13 protein-coding genes and 3 pseudogenes are annotated in these 19,661 nt (G+C 75.2%); 12 read left to right on the top strand and 4 right to left on the bottom strand.

From position 1 onward, the window contains the following. Positions 1 to 31: 31 nt before the first annotated feature. Positions 32 to 1,018, bottom strand: coding sequence for a hypothetical protein (locus ABB07_RS04420; protein WP_208897456.1), 987 nt, complete (start codon positions 1,016 to 1,018; stop codon positions 32 to 34). A gap of 250 nt (positions 1,019 to 1,268) precedes the next feature. Between ABB07_RS04420 and ABB07_RS04415 the strand changes: the two genes are divergently transcribed. From ABB07_RS04415 to ABB07_RS04405, 4 genes and pseudogenes are all read left to right on the top strand, one after another. Beyond that, positions 1,269 to 2,699, top strand: a complete 1,431-nt coding sequence (locus ABB07_RS04415) for an FGGY family carbohydrate kinase (protein WP_208897446.1) — start codon at positions 1,269 to 1,271, stop codon at positions 2,697 to 2,699. Further along, positions 2,696 to 4,084, top strand: a pseudogene (locus tag ABB07_RS04410) (FAD-dependent oxidoreductase); the annotation flags it as partial. The gene ABB07_RS04415 and the pseudogene ABB07_RS04410, both read left to right, overlap by 4 nt. A gap of 506 nt (positions 4,085 to 4,590) precedes the next feature. Continuing rightward, a pseudogene (locus ABB07_RS41950) lies at positions 4,591 to 4,863 on the top strand (NAD(P)-binding protein); the annotation flags it as partial. Between the two features lie 234 nt (positions 4,864 to 5,097). After that, entirely contained in the window at positions 5,098 to 6,255 is a 1,158-nt protein-coding gene (locus ABB07_RS04405) for an NAD(P)/FAD-dependent oxidoreductase (protein ID WP_244189728.1), read from the top strand. 291 nt (positions 6,256 to 6,546) lie between these two features. Here the strand turns inward: ABB07_RS04405 and ABB07_RS04400 are convergent, their stop codons facing one another. After that, entirely contained in the window at positions 6,547 to 7,311 is a 765-nt protein-coding gene (locus ABB07_RS04400; RefSeq protein WP_208897443.1) for a crotonase/enoyl-CoA hydratase family protein, read from the bottom strand. 41 nt (positions 7,312 to 7,352) lie between these two features. Then, positions 7,353 to 8,327, bottom strand: a complete 975-nt coding sequence (locus ABB07_RS04395; protein WP_208897441.1) for a lysylphosphatidylglycerol synthase transmembrane domain-containing protein — start codon at positions 8,325 to 8,327, stop codon at positions 7,353 to 7,355. Between the two features lie 96 nt (positions 8,328 to 8,423). Here ABB07_RS04395 and ABB07_RS04390 point away from each other — a divergent pair, with 96 nt between their 5' ends. After that, on the top strand, positions 8,424 to 10,310 hold the full coding sequence (locus ABB07_RS04390; protein ID WP_208903274.1) for an ABC transporter ATP-binding protein: 1,887 nt from the start codon (positions 8,424 to 8,426) through the stop codon (positions 10,308 to 10,310). Between the two features lie 24 nt (positions 10,311 to 10,334). Here ABB07_RS04390 and ABB07_RS04385 read toward each other — a convergent pair whose 3' ends face one another. Beyond that, positions 10,335 to 11,273, bottom strand: coding sequence for a hypothetical protein (locus ABB07_RS04385; protein WP_208897439.1), 939 nt, complete (start codon positions 11,271 to 11,273; stop codon positions 10,335 to 10,337). Between the two features lie 61 nt (positions 11,274 to 11,334). Between ABB07_RS04385 and ABB07_RS04380 the strand changes: the two are divergent. The 7 genes and pseudogenes from ABB07_RS04380 to ABB07_RS04350 all read left to right on the top strand — a co-directional run. Then, positions 11,335 to 11,754: pseudogene (locus ABB07_RS04380) on the top strand (RICIN domain-containing protein); the annotation flags it as partial. Positions 11,755 to 11,975: 221 nt separating this feature from the next. After that, the gene (locus ABB07_RS04375; RefSeq protein ID WP_208897437.1) at positions 11,976 to 12,515 is read left to right on the top strand and encodes a (2Fe-2S)-binding protein; all 540 of its coding nucleotides are present in this window, start codon (positions 11,976 to 11,978) and stop codon (positions 12,513 to 12,515) included. After that, a complete protein-coding gene (locus ABB07_RS04370; RefSeq protein ID WP_208897435.1) occupies positions 12,512 to 13,507 on the top strand; it encodes an FAD binding domain-containing protein in 996 nt (331 codons plus the stop codon). Before ABB07_RS04375 ends, ABB07_RS04370 begins: the two co-directional genes overlap by 4 nt. Before the next feature lie 37 nt (positions 13,508 to 13,544). Then, positions 13,545 to 15,818 carry a xanthine dehydrogenase family protein molybdopterin-binding subunit gene (locus ABB07_RS04365; RefSeq protein WP_244189214.1) on the top strand — a complete coding sequence of 758 codons (2,274 nt, stop codon included), beginning with the start codon at positions 13,545 to 13,547 and terminating at the stop codon, positions 15,816 to 15,818. Next, a complete protein-coding gene (locus ABB07_RS04360) occupies positions 15,815 to 18,190 on the top strand; it encodes a glycoside hydrolase family 65 protein (RefSeq protein ID WP_425264678.1) in 2,376 nt (791 codons plus the stop codon). Before ABB07_RS04365 ends, ABB07_RS04360 begins: the two co-directional genes overlap by 4 nt. Before the next feature lie 139 nt (positions 18,191 to 18,329). After that, positions 18,330 to 19,145, top strand: a complete 816-nt coding sequence (locus tag ABB07_RS04355; protein ID WP_208897432.1) for a LytR/AlgR family response regulator transcription factor — start codon at positions 18,330 to 18,332, stop codon at positions 19,143 to 19,145. Between the two features lie 126 nt (positions 19,146 to 19,271). Beyond that, positions 19,272 to 19,643, top strand: a complete 372-nt coding sequence (locus ABB07_RS04350; protein ID WP_208897431.1) for a hypothetical protein — start codon at positions 19,272 to 19,274, stop codon at positions 19,641 to 19,643. Positions 19,644 to 19,661 lie beyond the last annotated feature (18 nt).

The following is a 19,661-nucleotide window of genomic DNA, read 5'->3' as shown; positions in this document are numbered from 1 at the left end:
TCCGGGTCGAGAGGAGCGGGGACAGGGCCGTTCAGGTGCGGGAGCCGTCCGCGGCCGCCCGGCAGCGGTCCCGGGCCTGGGTGAAGACCTCCACGGCACGGTCGCGGTCGGGCGTGCGGTACATCCAGGGCGGGGGCGTGAAGTACGGCCCGATGGCGTCGAACACCCGGGTCGCGTCGGGGAATTGGAGCGCGCCCCACAGCGCGTGGGCCAGGTGGTTGAGGTCCGGCAGCGCGCGCTCGGCCTCGTGGGTGTGCTCGAACCAGGAGTGCAGGGCGCGCCGCGCCTCGCGGGCCGCGTCCTCCGCCACCCAGTGCAGGTCGAGCGCCGCGTCGTGCCCGCTGTCGCGCCGGTAGCGCTCGACGCGGACGTACAGCGGCAGCAGGTGCAGCGCCGAGCCGGGCGGCGCCTGCCCGGCGGCCCACTGGGCGTAGCCCGCGGCCTCCGCGATCCGGCCCGAGCCGCCGCGCACGTACAGGAACTGCAGCATCCGGTGGTGGGCCTCCCGGTTGTACGGGTCGCGCCGGCCGGCCTCGGCCAGCAGCCCCCAGGGCCCCGGCGGCAGCATCGGCTCGGGCGCGGGCACCCGGTGCTCCTCCCACCGCTGCTCCGGATCGAGCTGCGCCAGCGCCAGCAGGCACACCCAGGGCACCGGGTCCCGCGGGGCGAGGACGGTGGCGGACTGGGCGGCGTCCCAGGCCTCGATCCACAACTCGTGGGTACGGCGGTGCCGTTCGCGCCGGGCGCGCAGGGCCCGTTCCACCCCGACCCGGGCCTGCATCACCGCGGCGTGGACGCTGCCCGGCTCCTCCGTGAGCCAGGCGCGCACCACATCGGTGCCGGCGGCGGCCGCCCCGAGGACCTGGGTGCGCTGGGTCCACCGCCATCCGGGCTCGGTCTCCGCGAGCAGCGTGCGCATGGCCATCCAGCGGCCGGTGCGCAGGTCCTGCAGGGCGGCGCGCAGGGCGTGGTCGGGGCCGGCGGGGTCGTAGGAGGGACGGGGTCCTTCTCTGGCCATCAGCCGTCCGCCCCCGGCCACTGGCGCGCGGGCGAGCTGGCGGGGTGGCGTGGCAACAGCCCTCCTGTGGGCGGGACGGAGGTGTGGGGTGCTGGTCGGCGGTCACTATAGAGGCGTGGGTTTCGCCATGCCATTGTTGCCAACTCAACCATTTGCGCTGACCAGTTGCATGCCCAGGGGTGCTTGACTCGGTCCCGCCGCGGCGGCAGGCTGGCGCGGTGATCTTCGGTGCGGAGTGGGGTAAGGAGCGATGACGGGTCCGGTGCTCGCCGTCGACCAGGGCACGTCCGGCACCAAGGCCCTCGTGGTCTGTCCGGAGCGCGGCGTCCTGGCATCCGCCTTCGCCGAGGTCCGTCCCCGCTACCTGCCGGGCGGGCTGGTCGAGGTGGACCCGGCCGAGCTGTACGGCTCCGTGGTCGACGCCGGCCGGCGGGCGCTCGCCGAGGCCGGCGAGGACGTCGTGGCGCTGGGCCTGGCCAACCAGGGCGAGACCGTCCTCGCCTGGGACCCCGCCGACGGCCGCCCGCTCACGGACGCCCTGGTGTGGCAGGACCGGCGCGCCGAGACCGTGTGCACCGAACTCGCGCCGCACGCCGAGGAGTTGCGCCACCTGACGGGGCTGCCCCTCGACCCGTACTTCGCCGCGCCCAAGATGGCCTGGATCCGCCGCCACCTCACCCGCGAGGGCGTCGTCACCACCTCCGACGCCTGGCTGGTGCACCGCCTCACCGGCGCCTTCGCCACCGACGCCGCCACCGCCGGCCGTACCCAGCTCCTCGACCTGGACGCGGCGCGCTGGTCGCCGAGGGCGCTGGAGATGTACGGGCTGGCCGACGAACGGCTCCCGCGGCCGGCCGACAACGCCCAGCACATCGGCGTCACCACGGCGTTCGGCCGCGAGATCCCGCTGACCGGGCTGATCGTGGACCAGCAGGCCGCCCTGCTCGCCCAGCGCGTCACCGCACCCGGCGCCGCCAAGTGCACCTACGGCACCGGCGCGTTCCTGCTCGCGCACACCGGCGGCCGGCCCCGGCGCGGCACCTCCGGCCTGGTCAGCTGCGTGGCCTGGCGGCTGGCCGGTGCGACCAGCTACTGCCTCGACGGGCAGGTCTACACCGCGGCCTCCGCCGTCCGCTGGCTGTGCGACCTCGGGGTCATCTCCTCCGCCGCCGACCTCGACCCCGTCGGCGGCGCCGTCCCCGACAGCGGCGGCGTCACCTTCGTGCCCGCGCTCGCCGGACTCGCCGCGCCCTGGTGGCGCGGCGACGTGCGCGGCTCCCTCACCGGACTCGGCCTCGACACCGGCCCCGGCCATCTGGTGCGGGCCCTGTGCGAGGGCATCGCCGCGCAGGTCGCCGAGCTCGCCGACGCGGCCGCCGCCGACCTCGGCGCCCCCCTGGACACCCTCCGCGTCGACGGCGGCCTCACCCGCTCGGCCCTGCTCATGCAGACCCAGGCCGACCTGCTGCAACGCCCCGTCGAGGTCTCGGCGCTGCCCGACGCGACCGCGCTCGGCGCGGCCGCCCTGGCCCGCCTCGGCGCGGACCCTGCCCTGGGCGTCGAACAGGCCCTGCCCGACTGGAAGCCCGCCGCCGTGTACGAACCCCGCGTCACCGCCGACCAGGCCGCCGAGCGCCGCGCCGGCTTCCGGGCCGCCGTGGCGGCGCTGCTCGGTTCATGACCGTCACCGCGGAAGGCCCGCTGCCCACCCGGACGTACGACGTCGCGATCGTCGGCGCCGGGGTGGTCGGCTGCGCCATCGCCCGCGAACTCGCCCGCCATCCCCGCCTGGAGGTGGCGCTGGTCGAGGCCCAGGACGACGTCGGGCAGGGCACCTCCAAGGCCAACACCGCGATCCTGCACACCGGTTTCGACGCGGTCCCGGGAACCCTGGAGGCCCGGCTGGTCCGCGAGGGCCACGACCGGCTCCGCGCCTACGCGGCCGACTGCGGCATCCCCGTCGAACGGGTCGGCGCGCTGCTGGTCGCCTGGGACGAGGAGCAGCTGGCCACCCTGCCCCGGCTGGCCGAGAAGGCGGGACGCAACGGCTACCACGAGACGAGCCTGCTCGGCCCCGGCGCGCTGTACGCCCGCGAGCCCCGCCTCGGTCCCGGAGCGCTCGGCGCCCTGCACGTGCCCGGCGAGAGCATCATCTGCCCGTGGACGACGACCCTGGCGTACGCCACCCAGGCGGTGCGCGCCGGAGTGGACCTGCACCTGAACACGGCGGTCCGGCAGGCCAGTCACGCACCGCACGGCCACCGCCTGACCACCTCCCGCGGCACCCTGCACGCCCGCCACCTGGTCAACGCGGCCGGACTCCACGCCGACACCGTCGACCGGCTGCTCGGCCACGAGGACTTCACCGTCACCCCGCGCCGCGGCCAGCTGCTGGTGTACGACAAGTTCGCCCGCCCGCTCGTGCGGCACATCCTGCTGCCCGTCCCGACCGCGCTCGGCAAGGGCGTCCTGGTCGCGCCGACCGTCTACGGCAACGTGCTGCTCGGCCCCACCGCCGAGGACCTGGACGACAAGCGGGCCACCGGTTCCACCGCCGAAGGCCTGGCCGGACTGCGGGACCAGGGCCGACGTGTCCTGCCCGCGCTCCTCGACGAGGAGGTCACCGCCGTCTACGCCGGCCTGCGCGCGGCCACCGGCCAGGAGGACTACCGCATCGCCGCCCACCCCGAGCAGGCGTACGTCACCGTCGGCGGCATCCGCTCCACCGGCCTGACCGCGTCGATGGCCATCGCCGCCCACGTCACCGGCCTGCTGGCCGGCACCGGGCTCGACCTCGGCCCGGTGCGTGAGCCGGACCGGCTGACCATGCCCAACCTCGGCGAGGCCTTCCCGCGCCCCTACCAGCGGCCCGAACTCATCGCCGCCGACCCCGAGTACGGCCGCCTCGTCTGCCACTGCGAGCGCGTCTCCCGCGGCGAGATCCGCGACGCCCTCGCGAGCACGATCCCACCCCGCACCCTGGAGGGCCTGCGCCGCCGCACCCGGGCCCGGGCGGGCCGGTGCCAGGGGTTCTCCTGCGGCGCGGCGGTGCGCGAGCTGTTCGAACGGGGCTTCCCCGAGACCGAGCCGACGGCGCGGGGGCCTGCCGGAGGGGATGCGGTACGGCGAGATCCGGTGGACGGGGAGTCGCCGCGACGAGAGCTGTCCGGCGGGGAGCCCGTGGGGCGCATGCCGACCGGCGGGGAGCCGGTGGGGGAAGGGTTGTGCGCCGGGGAGGCGGCGGGGCGGGATTCGGGCGCCGGTGAGGCGGTGGGGTGGGAGTTGGCTGGCGGGGAGCCGGTGGGGGAAGGGTTGTGCGCCGGGGAGGCGGTGGGGCGGGAGTCGTGCGCCCGTGAGGCGGTGGGGTGGGAGTCGGCTGGCGGGGAGCGCTTGGGGGATTCGGGCGCCGGTGAGGCGGTGGGGTGGGAGTCGGCCGGCGCAGAGCCTTTGGGGCGGGATTCGGGCGCCGCGGAGCCGGTGCGGCGAGAGCCCTGCGCCGAGCAGCCGGTGCGGGAAGAGCCGTGCGCCGAGGAGCCGGTGCGGCGGCGGAAGCCGTTCGGGAAGGGGCGGGCATGACGAACCCTCGCCGCGTCGACGTACTCGTCGTCGGTGCCGGGCCCGCCGGACTCGCCGCGGCGGCGCGGCTGGCAGCCTCCGGCGTGGGACGGGTGGAGGTGCTGGAGCGCGAGGCGGAGGCGGGCGGAGTGCCGCGGCACTGTGTGCACGGCGGCTTCGGCACGTGGACCCGCCCGCTGACCGGACCCGCCTACGCCCGCCTGCTGACCGAGGCCGCCGAGCGGGCGGGCGCGGTGATCCGGACCGGGGTGACGGTCCTGGACTGGGCCGACGCGGAGCTGCCGGGGTCCGGGGACGACCCGGGCCCGGGGTCCGCCGGAGCGTCGGAGGCGGGGGCAGGCGATTCGGTTCGGGGTGCGGCGGCCGGGACGTTCGCGGCGGGGCCGGGCGTGGGAGGTTCTGCGGTTGTCGGGGCGTCCGGGGCGGGTCCGGGTGATGTGGACCCGGCCGTGGCCCGGGGATCCGGAACGGGGCCGGGCACTGGGGAACGGGGCGGGACGGGGATGCTCGCGGCGGGGCCTGCGGGAAGCAGCCCGGCTGTACAGGCGAGCACGGCCGCATCCGGCCGGGGCGGGCCGGCCGGCGCGGCCCCTGACCGCCCCGGTAGCGGTTCGGTGTCCGGTGCCGTCGGGTCCGGTGCCGGTTCGGTGTCCGGCGCCGCCGGACCGAGCATCGGCACGCTGCTCACCGCCGCCGGACCGAGTACCGGCACGCTGCTCACCGCCGTCGGCCCCGGCGGGCCCGAGGTCATCGAGGCGCGGGCCGTCGTACTGGCCACCGGGGCCCGCGAACGGCCGCGCACCGCCCGGCTGGTGCCCGGTACCCGGCCCGCCGGTGTCTATACCACCGGTGAACTGCAGCAGGCGGTCCATCTGTTCGGGCAGCGTGTCGGCACCCGCGCGGTCGTCGTCGGCGCCGAGGACGTCTCGTACGCGGCCGCCGACACCGTGCGCGCGGCCGGCGCCGAGGTCGTGGCCCTGGTCACGGAACACCCGCGGGCCCAGACCGACCGGGCCCGCGCCCGGTCGGCCCGGCTGCGCGACCGCGTCCCGCTGCTGACGCACACCACGGTCACCGAACTCCTCGGGCACGGCCGCCTGTCCGGCGTCCGAGTCCGCCACCGCGACGGCCGTACGGCGGTACTGGCCTGCGACACCGTCGTGTTCACCGGCGACTTCGTCCCCGATCACGAACTCGCCCGCCGTGGCGCCCTCGCCCTGGACCCCGGCACCCGCGGCCCTGCCGTCGACGGCGCCCTGCGCACCTCACGCCCCGGGGTCTTCGCCGCCGGGAACGTCCTGCACGCCGTCGAGCCCGCCGGTACCGCGGCCGCCGAGGGGACCCGGGTGGCCGGTGCCGTCCTGGGCTACCTGGCGGGCGCCCCCTGGCCGGACCCGGGAGTCCCGCTCGCCGTCGAGGCTCCGCTGCGCTGGATCGCCCCGAACCGCGTCACCCCCGCCGACCCGCCCGCCCGTTACGTCCTGCGCACCGGCACCCCGCTGACCCGCCCCGTCCTCCTGGTCCACCAGGACGGCCGCTTCCTGCACCGCGAGCGGCCGACGCTCGGGACCGCGCTGCCGAACCGCACCCTGACCCTCACCACGCGCTGGACGGGCCGGGTCGACCCGGAGGGCGGCGAGGTACGGGTGAGCGCGGGCTGAGCGGGCCGCCCGCGGCGTGCCCGAGGGCAGCGACGTGCACCGCGTCGAGGGGCTGTGCCTCGTGCACGGCGAACCGGAAGCCTCCGAGGGCGGCGACGTGTACCGCGTCGATGGCTGTGCCTCGCGCTCGGCGAGCCGGAAGTGTCCGAGGGCGGCGACGTGTACCGCGTCGATGGCTGTGCCTCGTGCACGGCGAGCCGGAAGTGTCCGAGGGCGGCGACGTGCACCGTATCGAGGGGCTGTGCCTCGCGCTCGGCGAGCCGGAAGCGTCCGAGGGCCGGCGGCGGTCGGTCACACGTCCGTGAACGACCCGTGCCGCCCCGACCCGGCGGCGAACCGGGCGGCGCCCTCCGCGCTCTCCGCCAGCACCCCGGCGCCGTACCGGAGTTCAGTGCGCAGCGCCGTCTCCTCGTCCAGCCCCTCCTGGTCCAGGACCGACGCGCGGTCGCTGCGCAGACAGGCCTGCGGGAAGCGGGCGATGGCAGCGGCCAGCGCCTCGGCCTCGGCGCGGGCGCGTCCCGTCGGCACCACACGGTTCGCGAGCCCCATCTCGTGGGCCTCCCGGGCCGGTACGGGGCGGCCGGTGAGGACCATGTCCATGGCCCGGCCGGTGCCGATCAGCCGGGGCAGCCGTACCGTGCCGCCGTCGATCAGCGGCACGCCCCAGCGGCGGCAGAACACCCCGAACACGGCGTCCTCCTCCACGACCCGCAGATCGCACCACAGGGCGAGTTCGAGGCCGCCCGCGACCGCGTGCCCGGCGACGGCCGCGATCACCGGCTTGGACAGCCGCATCCGGGTCGGCCCCATCGGCCCGTCACCGTCCTCGGCCACCCGGTTGCCGCGCTCGGTACCGATCGCCTTCAGGTCCGCCCCCGCGCAGAACGTGCCGCCCTCACCCCACAGCACCGCCACCCGGGCGGTGTCGTCCGCCTCGAACTCCCGGAAGGCGGCGGCGAGTTCGGCGGCCGTGGGACCGTCCACCGCGTTGCGGGCCGCCGGCCGGGACAGGACGACCGTGGTGACGTGCTCCGTGCGCTCCACGCGGACCGGCATGGGAAGCCCTCCTGGTTCTGGTTCGACAGGGCCACTGTGCCTCAGATGACCTTGAGCCGTACCAGCGCCCCCAGGGTCAGCGCGCCCGGCAGCAGCGGCACCCACACGGTGATGATCCGGTAGGCGAGGACCACCGCCGTGGCCACCGCGGCCGGGCCGCCGACCGCGACCAGGGCCACGATCAGCGCCGCCTCGACCGAGCCCAGCCCGCCCGGCGTGGGCACCAGGGCCACCGCGACCGTCGCCGCGAGGTAGGCGAGCACCATGTGCGCCACCGGCACCGGCAGCCTGAGCGCTTGGCCGACCGCGGCCAGACCGGCCGCCTGCAGCGCGGGGAAGGCCAGCGAGCCGCCCCACAGCGCCAGCGCCCGGGCCGGCCGGGTGTGCACCGACCGTGCCTCACCGAGGGCGTCCCGGACGAACGCGCACACGCGTGCCCGCAGCGGTCGTACGAGGGCCACGACGGCCGCCGCCACCACCAGCAGGCCGGCCGCGCCCAGCAGCAGCGGCAGGGCGGAGCCGTCCGGCAGCAGGGGGCCGAGCTCCAGCGCGTCGGGGAAGGCCAGCAGCAGCACGGACAGCAGACCGACCCGGCCCACCGACTCCGCCAGCAGATACAGGGCGAGCGCGGCCGAGGAGCGGGCGAGCGGGACCCCGCACACGGTCATGAAGCGCAGGTTCACCGCGCCCGCGCCCAGCCCGGTGGGCAGCAGATGGTTGGCCGAGGCCGCCGCGAACTGGGTGGCCAGCAGCCGCCCCTTCGGCAGCGGCTGCACCACCGCGCCCTGCCGGGTGAACGCGGCGGCCACCCAGGTCAGACAGGTGGCACCGGCCGCCGCGAGCAGCCACGGCCAGGAGGCGGTGCGCAGCTGGCCGAAGCCCTCGGCGAGCAGCGAGCGGTTCCGTACGGCGACCACGGCGACGAGCGCGAGCGGCACCAGGCACAGCACCTGGCGGGCGGGGACGCGACGGGGGAGTCGTCCCCGGGGAGGTGGGGAGAGCGGGACGGCAGTCACATCCGCAGAGGTTCTCCGTGCCGTCCCAACGGCGGGTGAAAAGACGGGAACATTGACCTCAACGAAGGTTGAGGTTCTACGTTCTCTCTTATGAGCATGGAGACCACCGCCTGGATGCAGCTGCACAGCGTGATGAACGCACAGTCCGAGCGCAGACCCCTCGCCCGGGACACGCTGCGCCGTATCGCCGCCTTCGCCCGCCCGCACCGCGCGGGCATCGTCCGGTTCGTGGTGCTCGGGGTGGTGACCGCGTTGCTCGCCGTGGCCACCCCCGTGCTCGCCGGCCGCGTCGTGGACGCGATCGTGGCGGGGCACGACTCCGGCACGGTGGTCCGGCTCTCCCTGCTCATCGCGCTCGTCGCCCTCGCGGAGGCGGGGCTCGGCATCCTCGGCAGGCGCCTGTCGGCGACGCTCGGGGAGGGACTCATCCTCGACCTCAGAACGGCTGTGTTCGATCATGTGCAGCGCATGCCCGTCGCGTTCTTCACACGGACTCGTACGGGAGCGCTGGTCAGCCGGCTCAACAACGACGTGATCGGCGCCCAGCGGGCGTTCGCCAACACGCTGTCCGGCGTGGTCAGCAACCTGGTCACCCTGCTGCTCACCCTCGCGGTGATGCTCACCCTGTCCTGGCAGATCACCCTGCTCGCGTTGGTGCTGCTGCCCGTGTTCGTGCTGCCCGCCCGCCGCATGGGCACCCGGATGGCCCGTATGCAGCGCGAGGCGGCGGCGCTGAACGCGGCCATGGGCACCCGGATGACCGAGCGCTTCTCCGCGCCCGGCGCCACCCTGGTGAAGCTGTTCGGCCGCCCGGAGGAGGAGTCGGCGGAGTTCGCGGCCCGCGCCGCACGGGTCCGGGACATCGGCGTCCGCACGGCCACGGCCCAGTCCGTCTTCATCACCTCCCTCACCCTGGTCTCCGCCCTCGCGCTGGCCCTCGTCTACGGCCTCGGCGGCTGGTTCGCGCTGCACGGCACCCTGCAGGCCGGCGCGGTCGTCTCCCTCGCCCTGCTGCTGACCCGCCTGTACGCCCCGCTCACCGCGCTCGCCGGAGCCCGGGTCGAGGTGATGAGCGCGCTCGTCAGCTTCGAGCGGGTCTTCGAGGTGCTGGACCTGAAGCCGCTGATCGAGGAGAAGCCGGACGCCCGCGAGGTCCCCGAGGGCCCGGTCGCCGTCGAGTTCGACGACGTCCGCTTCTCCTACCCGGCCGCCGACCAGGTCTCCCTCGCCTCCCTGGAGGAGGTCGCCGCCCTCGACACCCGCGGCGGCTCCGAGGTCCTGCACGGCGTCTCCTTCCGCGCCGAACCCGGCCAGACCGTCGCCCTCGTCGGCTCCTCGGGGGCCGGCAAGTCCACCATCGCCCAGCTGCTGCCGCGCCTGTACGACGTCGACGCGGGCGCGGTGCGGCTGGGCGGGGTCGACGTCCGCGACCTCACGGCCGCCTCCCTGCGCGGCACGCTCGGCATGGTCACCCAGGACGGCCACCTGTTCCACGACACCGTCCGCGCCAACCTGCTGCTGGCCCGGCCCGACGCCACGGACGAGGAGCTCTGGGCCGCGCTCGGCCGCGCCCGCCTGTCCGACGTCGTTCGGTCCCTGCCTGACGGCCTGGACACGGTGGTCGGCGAGCGCGGATACCGCCTCTCCGGCGGCGAACGCCAGCGGATGACCATCGCCCGGCTGCTGCTGGCCCGCCAGCGCGTGGTCATCCTGGACGAGGCCACCGCCCACCTGGACAACACCTCCGAGGCGGCCGTCCAGGAGGCCCTCACCGAAGCCCTGGAGGGCCGCACCGCCGTCGTCATCGCCCACCGCCTGTCCACGGTCCGCGCCGCCGACCAGATCCTCGTCGTGGAGTCCGGGCGGATCGTGGAACGGGGCACGCACGAGGAGCTGCTGGCGGCGGACGGACGGTATGCCGAGCTGCATCGCACGCAGTTCGCGGGGCGTGCGGAGCCGGACGCCGAAGTGGCGGTCAGCTGAGGTTGCCGTAGACCTCGGTGGCGGTCAGTTGAGGCTGCCTTCCAGGCCGCTGTAGATCTCGGTGGCCTCGCAGAAGGCGACACCGAGACGGCCGGCCACGCCGAGGGCCTCGTCGATCTTCCGCAGCTCGACGGGGTCACTTGCCAACTTCCCCTGGTGCCCGGCGAGATGGGCGCGGGCCGCGCCGGTCGCGGTGGCCGGGACCAGGCCGCCGACCGAGTAGTTCGCGACGATCGTGGCGGGTGGTTCGGGCCACGCCAGACGGGGGAACTCCGCGCGCAGCAGTCCGTCCAGCGCCGTGGGAGCGGTGAAGCCCTCGGCGGTCAGGCCGGCCTCCGCGCACAGCCGGGTGGGCCAGGTGTGGCCACGTGACATCCAGCCCGGCAGCAGGGCGGAGGCGAACTCCAGCACGGCGAACGGCACCTCGCGGGTCAGCAGCCGGGCCGCGTCCAGCTCCCTGCCGTCGGAGGGGTGGCGCACGACCGGCGTCCCCGCGCGGAGAGCCAGCGCCGCTCCGCGCAGGATGCGCAGGGGGCCCGCGAGGCCGTGCGCGATCGCGGCATCGCCGGGCAACTGCCCGTCCGTGTCGGGCCGGACCTTCGCGGGCAGGGCGGGGTCGAGCCTGCCGATCATCTCGAGCGCGATCGTGTCCACCTCCTCCGGGGTGGCGGCGAGATACCGGTGCATGGCCTCGGCGATCCGCTCCGGGCCGTCCCCGACGATGAGGAAGGGGCGGCCCCACAGGTGCAGCCGTGTCTCGAACCCGAGACTCTCGTCGTCGAGGGCGTGCTCCAGGACGCCCAGCGCCCAGGCCTTGGCGCGGAAGCGGTTCTTTCGTATCGCGACGGCGCGGGCGATCAGATCGTCGATGCCGTCGTCGTCCCCGTGTCCGGCGAGGTACGGCAGCAGCCGTCGCTCGATCAGCGGCAGGTCGACGGGGTGGAAGCTCGTGTCATATCCCATGGGCCCCACGCTAGTGAAGAACTGTCACACCACTTGCAACGGCACGATCCGCGCCCTCGGCAAGTGCCTTGACGTGACCGGCGATTCGACCGCCGACGGGGCGAAGGTGCAGCTGTGGTCCTGCACGGGCGGCGCCAACCAAAGGTGGAACGCGCCCGCGGCCGGCGACAGCACCCCCTCCGCGCCGATGGCCGTCGCGCCGTACCTCTACAACGGCTGGGGCAGGCCGCCGGACCCGGCCACCATCACCCGGGCCACCGGCGTGAAGTGGTTCACCCTCGCCTTCGTGCTCAGCAACGGCCACTGCAACCCGCAGTGGGGCGGCAGCCGCCCGCTGACCGGCGGGGTCGACCAGCAGACCGTCACCACCGTGCTGGCCGCGGCCTACCAGAAGGTCATCGACGCCTACGGCCTGAAGGCGATCGACATCGACATCGAGGCCGACGCCTACAGCAGCGCGACCGTGCAGCAGCGCACTGTGCGACCGGCCGTGTACCGGCGGTCCCGCCGACAGCTGCTCCGGTGTGAACCAGTCCGACTGGGACTACACCCGCGTCTTCGCCGCCTGCACCGGCTGATCCCCCGGGGACGACGTGACGATGTCTCCCGTGAAGGGCGTGGCCCCGCGGACGTGTGAGGCGCCGCCGCGTGGATACGCGGTCTGGACGGACACCAGGGCCCGTCCGGAAGGCAACGCCTGCCATGACCAGAGAGAACCAGCTCCCCGTCGCGTCGGAGATCACCCTCCGGGTCAACGGGAAACCCCACACCCTGCACGTCGACCACCGGCGTGTCCTGCTGGACCTGCTCCGCGAGGACCTCGGCCTGACCGGGGCGAAGAAGGGCTGTGACCACGGTCAGTGCGGTGCCTGCACCGTGCTGGCCGACGGCCGCCGCGTCAACAGCTGCCTGCTGCTCGCGGTCGCCCTCGACGGCGGCGAGATCACCACGGTCGAGGGCCTCGGCGGCGACGGCGAGGAGCCGCACCCGCTGCAGCGGGCCTTCGTCGACCGCGACGCCTTCCAGTGCGGCTACTGCACCCCGGGGCAGATCTGCTCCGCCGTCGGCATGCTCGCCGAGGCCGCCGCCGGCCACCCCTCCCACGCCACGGGCCCGGCGGCTCCCTCCGGCCGGCCCGTCCCGCTGGACCGGGCCGAGATCCGCGAGCGCATGAGCGGCAACCTGTGCCGCTGCGGCGCCTACCCGCGCATCGTCGAGGCGGTCGAGGACGTGATCCCGTGAACGGCTTCGGATACCTCAGGCCCGGCAGCGTCCAGGAGGCCGTCGAGGCGTACGCCGCCCATCCCGGCGCCCGCTACCTGGCCGGCGGCACCAACCTGGTCGACCTGATGAAACTCGGCGTGGAGCGGCCCGCCGTCCTGATCGACGTCGGCCGGCTGCCGCTCGGCACCGTCGAGGAGCTGCCGGACGGTTCCCTGCGCGTCGGCGCCACCGTCCGCAACAGCGACCTGGCCGCCGACCCCCGCGTCCGCGACCGCTACCCGGCGCTGTCCCAGGCACTGCTCGCGGGCGCCTCCGGGCAGCTGCGCAACGCCGCCACCACCGGCGGCAACCTGCTCCAGCGCACCCGCTGCCCCTACTTCCAGGACCTGGACAAACCCTGCAACAAACGCGAGCCCGGCAGCGGCTGCGGCGCCCGGGAGGGCGTCCACCGCGACCACGCCGTCCTCGGGCACTCGGAGCACTGCATCGCCACCAACCCGTCCGACATGGCCGTGGCCCTCGCCGCGCTGGACGCCCAGGTCGAGCTGTACGGCACCGAGGGCACCCGGCGGCTGCCGGCGGCCGAGTTCCACCGGCTGCCGGGCGAGCATCCCGAGCGGGACACCTGGATCCGCCCCGGCGAACTGATCACCGGCGTGCTGCTCCCGGCCGCCACCGCCGGTGTCCCGTCCGCCTACCGCAAGGCCCGTGACCGGGCGTCGTACGCCTTCGCCCTCGCCTCCGTGGCCGTCGTGCTGCGGGTCGCGGAGGGCGTCGTCGACCAGGTCGGGGTCGCCTTCGGCGGGCTCGCCCACATCCCCTGGCGGGCCCGGCACACCGAGCTGGCGCTGCTCGGCGCCCCCGCGACCCCCGAGGCCTTCGAGGGCGCGGTGGCGCTGGAGCTCGCGCACGCCGAGCCGCTGCGGGACAACGCCTACAAGGTGCCCCTCGCCCGCAACCTCGCCCTGGACGTCCTGAACCGCCTCGCCCCGGCCCCGGCGCCGGCCTGAGCCGCCCCGGGAGGACCGACCAGACCAGGAGGAACCCATGACCGGCAACTCCCCGGCCACTCCCGCAGAGCGCACCCCCACTCGGGTTCCCGGCGAGCACCGGGCACCAGGGCCCTCGGGCCGCGGCGGTGCCCCGGGCGCCCGGGCCGAGCGCCTGGAGGCGCGGAGCGCCGCGGGCGACACCCCCACCAGGGCCGGCGACCGTCACCCGGCCCCCGGCACCGCCCTCGGTGCCCCCGCCGAGCGCCGGGAAGGGCGCCAGAAGGTGACCGGGGTCGCGCGGTACGCCGCCGAGTACGGCCTGCCGGGCCGGGTGCACGCCTGGCCCGTGCCCGCGGGAATCGCCCGCGGGCGGGTCGCCGCCGTCGACGCCTCGGCCGCCCTCGCGCTGCCCGGTGTCCTCGCCGTCCTCACCCCCGACGACGCCCCGCGCCTGGCCGTACCCGAGGACGCCACGCTCGCCGTCCTGCAGGGCCCGCAGGTGCCGCACCGGGGCTGGTGCGTCGCCCTGGCCGTCGCCGACACCCTGGAGACGGCCCGCGCGGCCGCCCGCGCGGTACGCGTCACCTACACCACCGAACCCCATCACGCCGAGCTCGATCCGGCGCACCCGGACGCCTACGAACCTCAGGAGGCGAACGCCGGCTTCCCGGGCCGGGTCGAGCACGGCGACCCCGAGGCCGCCTTCGCCGCCGCCGAGGTCCGCGTCGACGCCACCTACCGGGTGCCGCCGCTGCACAACCACCCCATGGAGCCGCACGCCAGCACGGCCCACTGGGACGGGGACCGGCTCACCGTGTACACCTCCAGCCAGGGCGGCACGACCGTGCGGGAGGTGCTCGCCCAGCTGTTCGAGCTGCCCGAGGACCGCGTCACCGTCGTCACCGAGCACGTCGGCGGCGGCTTCGGCTCCAAGGGCACCCCGCGCCCGGACGTCGTGCTCGCCGCGATGGCCGCCCGGCGCACCGGCCGGCCCGTCACCCTCGCCTACCCCCGCCGGTACCTGCCCACCACCGTCGGCCACCGCGCCCCCACCGTGCAGCGCCTCCGCCTCGGCGCGAGCGCGGACGGCCGGCTCACCGCGGTGCTGCACGAGGCGACCACCCACACCTCCCGGGTGAAGGAGTTCGTGGAGCAGGCCGCGGTGCCCTCACGCGTCATGTACGCCACCCCGGCCCTGCTCAGCTCCCACCGGGTGGTCCCGCTCGACGTGCCCACCCCGTCCTGGATGCGCGCCCCCGGCGAGGCGCCCGGCATGTACGCCCTGGAGTCGGCCGTGGACGAACTCGCCCACGCCCTCGGCATGGACCCGGTGGAGCTGCGCGTCCGCAACGAACCCGAGCGGGAGCCGGACGGCGGCAAACCGTTCAGCAGCCGGCACCTGGTGGAGTGCCTGCGCGAGGGCGCCCGCCGCTTCGGCTGGGACGGGCGCGACCCGCGTCCCGGTGTGCGCCGCGAGGGCCCGCTGCTCATCGGCACCGGCGTGGCCGCGGCCACCTACCCGGCCGCGGCCGTCCCGGCCACCGCGACCGCCCGCGCCCTGCCCGACGGCACCTGCGTCGTCCGGATCAACGCGACCGACATCGGCACCGGGGCCCGTACCGTCCTCGCCCAGATCGCCGCCGACGCCCTCGGCGTGCCCCTCGACCGGGTCCGCACCGAGATCGGGCACAGCGACCTGCCGTCGGCATGGCTGGCCGGCGGCTCCACGGGCACCGCCTCCTGGGGCTGGGCCGTGCACGAGGCGTGCACCGAGCTGGCTTCCCGGCTCGCCGCGCACACCGGACCACTGCCCGCCGACGGCATCGAGACCCACGCCGACACCGCCGGGCAGGCCGACGCCGACAGCCCCTACGCCCGGCACGCCTTCGGCGCCCACTTCGCCGAGGCCGCCGTCGACACCGTCACCGGCGAGACCCGGGTACGGCGGCTGATCGGGATCTTCGCCGCCGGGCGGATCCTCAACGCCCGTACCGCGCGCTCCCAGTTCACCGGCGGCATGATCATGGGCCTCGGCATGGCCCTGACCGAACACAGCACACTGGACAGCGCGTTCGGCGACTTCACCGAGGCCGACCTCGCCTCCTACCACGTGCCCGCGCACGCCGACGTCCCCGCCGTCGAGGCCGACTGGATCGACGAGGACGACCCGCACCTCAACCCCATGGGCAGCAAGGGCATCGGCGAGATCGGCATCGTCGGCACCGCGGCCGCCATCGGCAACGCCGTCCACCACGCCACCGGCATCCGCTTCCGCGAACTGCCCCTGACCCCCGACCGGATCCTCACGGGCCTGCTGTCCGAGGGGTGACCGTGACGGGACCGACCTGGGAGTACGAGGGCTACCGGCCGGAGGAGGAGCGCCTGCGGGAGTCGCTGTGCACCCTGGGCAACGGGTACTTCGCCACCCGCGGGGCGCTGCCCGAGTGCGTCGCCGACGAGGTCCACTACCCGGGCACCTACGTGGCCGGCTGCTACGACCGGCTCACCTCGGAGATCGCCGGCCGCCGGGTCGAGAACGAGGACATGGTCAACCTGCCCAACTGGCTGCCGCTGCGGTTCCGCCCGGTGGGCGGCGCCTGGCTCACCCCGGACTCCGCACCCGTCACCGAACACCTGCTGATCCTCCATCTCGACCCCGGCCTGCTGGAACGCCGCACCAGCTACGCCCTCGATGGCGACGCCGTTCTCCATGTGCGCCAGCTGCGTCTGGTCCACCTGGGGGACCGTCACCTCGCCGCGCTGCGCACCGAGTTCACCATCGAGGGCGGCGGGACCGAGCTGGAGGTCGAGGCCGCGCTCGACGGGCGCGTCACCAACTCCGGCGTGGCCCGCTACCGGGACCTGGACGGCCGGCACCTCACCCAGATCCGGACCGGCCTCGCCGCACACGGCGCGATGTGGCTGCGCTGCCACACCCGTACCTCCCGCATCGAGTGTGTCCTCGCGGCCCGGCTGGCCGCCGACGCGCCGGTGGCGACGGCGCACGAGGCCCTGCGCGCCGTCCAGCACGCGCGGCTGCGCCTGGCACCCGGCCGTACCGTCACCGTCGACAAGACGGTGGCGCTGCACACCTCGCACGACCCCGCCATCGGCGACCCGCTGGACGCGGCCGTCGACCGGGTCGGCACCGCCCCCGGCTTCGACGCACTGCTCCAGACGCACGCCGCGGCCTGGGAGCAGCTGTGGCGGCGCACCGCGTTCGAGGTGCCCGGCGAGGCGGGCAGCATCCTGCGCCTGCACCTCTTCCACGTGCTGCAGACGCTGTCGCCGCACACGGCCGACCTCGACGTCGGCGTCCCCGCGCGCGGACTGCACGGCGAGGCCTACCGCGGCCATGTCTTCTGGGACGAACTGTTCGTCCTGCCCTACCTCAACCTGCACCTCCCCGAGGTCTCCCGCGCCCTGCTGCACTACCGGCACCGGCGTCTCGACGCCGCCTGCCACGCGGCCGGGGAGCTCGGCCGGCGCGGCGCGCTCTACCCGTGGCAGAGCGGCAGCGACGGCCGCGAGGAGGCCCAGGAGGTCCATCTCAACCCCCGCTCCGGCCGCTGGGTGCCGGACCACTCCCGGCTCCAGCACCACGTCGGCTCGGCGGTGGCCTACAACATCTGGCAGTACTGCGAGGCCACCGGGGACATCGACTTCCTGCACGGCGAGGGCGCCGAGATGCTGCTGCACATCGCCCGCTTCTGGGCCGACTCGGCCGGTTACGACGACCGTCTCGGCCGGTACCGCATCCGGGGCGTGATGGGCCCCGACGAGTACCACGACGCCTACCCCGGCGCGGCCGAACCCGGCCTGGACGACAACGCGTACACCAACGTCACCGCCGCGTGGGTGCTCGCCCGCACCCTGGACCTGCTGGCCACCATGCCCGAACCGCGCCGCGCCGAACTCGCCGAGAGCATCGGCCTGGACGAGGACGAGCCCGCCCGCTGGGAGGAGATCTCCCACACCCTCCACATCCCCTTCCACGACGGGGTGATCAGCCAGTTCGAGGGCTACGGCGACCTCGCCGAGCTGGACTGGGACGACTACCGCAAGCGGTACGACGACATCCGCCGCCTCGACCGGATCCTGGAGGCCGAGGGCGACACCGTCAACCGCTACAAGGCGTCCAAGCAGGCCGACGTCCTCATGCTCGGCTACCTCTTCTCGACGGCCGAACTCCGCACGCTCTTCGACCGGTTGGGCCACCACCTCGACGAACGGACCTGGACGGCCACCGTCGACCACTACCTGCACCGCACCAGCCACGGCTCCACCCTCAGCGGCCTGGTCCACGGCTGGGTCCTGGCCCGCTGCCGCCGCGGCGACGCCTGGGCCTTCGTCCAGGAGGCGCTGCGCGGTGACATCGCCGACCTGCAGGGCGGCACCACCGGCGAGGGCATCCACCTCGGCGCCATGGCCGGCACCCTCGACCTCGTCCAGCGCGGTCTGACCGGCCTGGAGACCCGCGACGGCGCGCTGTGCCTCGACCCGGTCCCGCTGCCCGAACTCTCCTCCTACGGCTTCGCCATCCGCTACCACGGCCACTGGGGTGTCCACCTCCGCCTGCGCAGCGGCCTGCTGGAGATCGCCGTACCGGACTCCGACCGCGCCCCCATCGACGTCTGCCTGCGCGACCGGGTGGTCCCGGTCGGCCCGGGAGAGGCGGCACGGCTGGTGGTCCCGGACTGACGCCCGGCCCTCGGTCACCGGGTCCGATCCCCCCCGGTGCCGGGCGGCGCACACCACCGCGGGACGCGATCTCGACGCGGACGCCGGGGGAGACCACCATGCACCGGTAGGAGGTTCCAGCAGGAAGGAGACAGCGGAGATGAGCGCGAGCGACGCGCCCCTGCGCGTGCTGGCGGTGGACGACGAGGAACCCGCGCTCGAGGAGCTGCTGTACCTCCTGCGGCGGGATCCCCGGGTCGGCACCGTGGTGCCCGCGGCCGGACCCACCGAGGCACTGCGCCGGCTCGGCCGGGCCGTGGCGGACGGGCCGGACGGCGGGGCAGCGGTCGACGTCGTCTTCCTCGACATCGACATGCCGGGCCTCGACGGCCTCGAACTGGCCCGCCTGCTGGCCGGGTTCGCCGCTCCGCCGCTGATCGTCTTCGTCACCGCGCACGACGACTTCGCGGTCCGCGCCTTCGACCTGAAGGCCGTCGACTACCTGCTCAAGCCCCTCCGCGGGGAACGCTTCGCCGAGGCCGTACGCCGGGTCGCCGAACTGGTCCGGGCCGGGCAGGGCCCCCGGCCGGGCGCCGTCCCCGCCGTGACCGCGCCCGAGCGGACGAACGCCTTCGACGACCAGGTCCCCGTCGAACTGGGCGGGGTGACCCGGTTCGTGCCCATCGCCGACATCACCCACGTCGAGGCCCAGGGCGACTACGCTCGCCTGCACACCCCGCACGGCAGCCACCTGGTGCGCGTCGCGCTGTCCACCCTGGAGGAGCAGTGGCGCGCCCGCGGGTTCGTACGCATCCACCGCAGCCGGCTCGTCGCACTCGGCCGCATCGAGGAACTGCGCCTGGACGGCGGCAACATGACGGTACGGATCGGCGACCGCGTCCTCGCCGTGAGCCGGCGCAACGCCCGGGAACTGCGGGACCTGCTGGCCAGGCACGCGGCGGGCCGGGCCCGTTGAGCGACGCGAGCGGCCGCCCGGTGACGGACCTGTGGCGATTCTCGCCCACCCGCTGTCTCGGCGCCGGACCGCTGCGTACACTCGCCGCAGCACAAGGTGATCACCGCTGCGCCGGGGAGTGCGTCAATGGGTGCGGAATCCGTCCCTCGCAGAGAGGTGGTCACCGGACGCCCGCGCCCCTCCGGCCGTACGACCGCACCCCGCCCCGCGCCCGCGCCGGAGCCCCGATCCGAGGCACACGTACGGCAGTTGATGCGGCGTCAGCTGAGGGCCGCACTCGTCACCACGGCCCTGCTCGCGGTCCCGCTCGGCCTGCTCCCCGTGCTCCTGCGGATCCTGCCGCCCGCCGACGGCGCGCCGCGCGTCCCGCCGGCCGTATGGGTCGTCCTGGGTGTGGCGCCGTACCCCGCCCTGCTGGCCACCGGCGCCTGGTACGTCCGCCGTGCCGAGCACAACGAGACCGACACGGCTGCCGGCACCCCCGCGGAACACCCCTGATCATGCGCCGACTTCCCG

It is taken from the genome of Streptomyces incarnatus (assembly GCF_001027185.1).
In the GTDB taxonomy this organism is placed as follows: Bacteria; Actinomycetota; Actinomycetes; order Streptomycetales; family Streptomycetaceae; genus Streptomyces; species Streptomyces puniciscabiei.
This window is presented reverse-complemented; position numbering and strand designations above follow the sequence as displayed.

Coding starts and splice junctions, on each gene's coding strand:
- ABB07_RS04420 (WP_208897456.1), bottom strand. CDS start 1,018: ATGGCCAGAGAAGGACCCCGTCCCTCCTACGACCCCGCCGGCCCCGAC.
- ABB07_RS04415 (WP_208897446.1), top strand. CDS start 1,269: ATGACGGGTCCGGTGCTCGCCGTCGACCAGGGCACGTCCGGCACCAAG.
- ABB07_RS04405 (WP_244189728.1), top strand. CDS start 5,098: ATGCTCGCGGCGGGGCCTGCGGGAAGCAGCCCGGCTGTACAGGCGAGC.
- ABB07_RS04400 (WP_208897443.1), bottom strand. CDS start 7,311: ATGCCGGTCCGCGTGGAGCGCACGGAGCACGTCACCACGGTCGTCCTG.
- ABB07_RS04390 (WP_208903274.1), top strand. CDS start 8,424: ATGGAGACCACCGCCTGGATGCAGCTGCACAGCGTGATGAACGCACAG.
- ABB07_RS04385 (WP_208897439.1), bottom strand. CDS start 11,273: ATGGGATATGACACGAGCTTCCACCCCGTCGACCTGCCGCTGATCGAG.
- ABB07_RS04375 (WP_208897437.1), top strand. CDS start 11,976: ATGACCAGAGAGAACCAGCTCCCCGTCGCGTCGGAGATCACCCTCCGG.
- ABB07_RS04365 (WP_244189214.1), top strand. CDS start 13,545: ATGACCGGCAACTCCCCGGCCACTCCCGCAGAGCGCACCCCCACTCGG.
- ABB07_RS04355 (WP_208897432.1), top strand. CDS start 18,330: ATGAGCGCGAGCGACGCGCCCCTGCGCGTGCTGGCGGTGGACGACGAG.
- ABB07_RS04350 (WP_208897431.1), top strand. CDS start 19,272: ATGGGTGCGGAATCCGTCCCTCGCAGAGAGGTGGTCACCGGACGCCCG.